Origin of the sequence: Nibrella saemangeumensis, from assembly GCF_039541915.1 — a bacterium.
Taxonomy (GTDB): domain Bacteria; phylum Bacteroidota; class Bacteroidia; order Cytophagales; family Spirosomataceae; genus Nibrella; species Nibrella saemangeumensis.
Map to the genome: position 1 here is coordinate 1 of NZ_BAABHD010000046.1, position 1,459 is coordinate 1,459.

General features: G+C 59.5%; 1 protein-coding gene. It reads left to right on the plus strand.

Annotated features, from left to right (window positions below):
* On the plus strand, positions 1–1,459 hold a 1,459-nt coding region (locus tag ABD949_RS18235), incomplete at both ends, for an Ig-like domain-containing protein (protein ID WP_345245583.1).

A 1,459-nucleotide genomic window follows, 5' to 3' on the forward strand; every position in this document is an offset into this window, starting at 1 on the left:
GAATACCAGTCTGTGTGACACGGCCCGGGTGGTGTTCAACGTGGGCAGTGCACCGGCCGTGGCCAATCCTGACAGCTACACACTGGGCTTCAACCAGACGCTGGCCCTGACGGTGCTGGTCAACGATGCCGATCGCAATGGTGCTCCAGCCAGTTTAACGAGTGTGACCTTGCCCACCATCATCAGCCAGCCCACAGGGGGCGTGGTGACGGTGAATGCCGACGGGACCATAACTTACAACGCGAACAATACCTTCACGGGAGCTGATCAGTTTGTCTACCGTATCTGTGATGTGGTCAACACGGCTCTCTGTGATACCGCCCTGGTGCGAATCAACGTGGGTAATGCCCCGGCCCCGAACCCTGTTCAGGATGTGGTGACGGGTGTGTTTGGTCAGCCGCTTACCGTCAGTGTACTGGGGAATGATCTGGCCGGGAACGGGCAGCCCGCCAGCCTGACGAATGTGACGGCTCCGACCATTGTGGATCAGCCCAACAACGGCTCAGCCGTGGTCAACCCGGATGGCACGATTACTTTCACGCCGGCACCTGGTTTTGCCGGCAATGATACCTTGACGTATCAGATCTGCTCGACGGTGAGTCCGAATGTGTGTGCCACGGCACAGGTGATCTACACAGTACCGTCAGTGCCGCCGGTGGCCAATCGCGATGATGCCAATACGACCTTTGCCCAGCCGGTGACCATCCCTGTGCTGGTCAATGATCAGGGCCGGGGTGGACTGCCCGCCAGCCTGACCAATGTGACGGCTCCGCTGATTGTGGAAGGACCGGATAATGGCACGGCGGTGGTGAACTCAACGGGCAGCATCACCTACACGCCGAACGCAGGCTTTGCCGGTAGCGATACGCTGATCTACCGCATCTGCGATCAGGTCAATCCGCTCTTATGCGATTCAGCCCTGGTGGTCATCAATGTCGGCACGGTGGTACCGGAGGCTAACCGCGATAACTACGTGACGGCCCTCAACACGGCCGTGCAGATCCCGGTCCTGCTCAATGATGAGGCTAGAGGTAATCAGCCCGCCAGCCTGACCAATGTCACCGCACCGGTGATAGTGGATCAGCCGGACAGTGGCAGCCTGACGCTCAACGCCGATGGCTCCATCACCTACACGCCCAACAGCGGCTTTGCCGGGCAGGATAGCTTCATCTACCGCATCTGTGATGTAGCCAACACCAGTTTGTGTGACACCGCTTTGGTGGTGGTCAACATAGGCAGTGCCGCACCAGTGGCTAATGCGGATGTGGCAACGGTAGCGTTTAACCAGCCCACCACGGTCAATGTACTGGCCAATGATGCCGACCGCAACGGTACCGTACCGGCTAGTCTGGCTACGGTGACCCTGCCCCAGATCCTCTCGCAGCCTGCCAACGGCACGGCGGTGATCAACCCGGATGGGACGCTGACGTTTACGCCAGCTGCAGGCTTTGCCGGATCA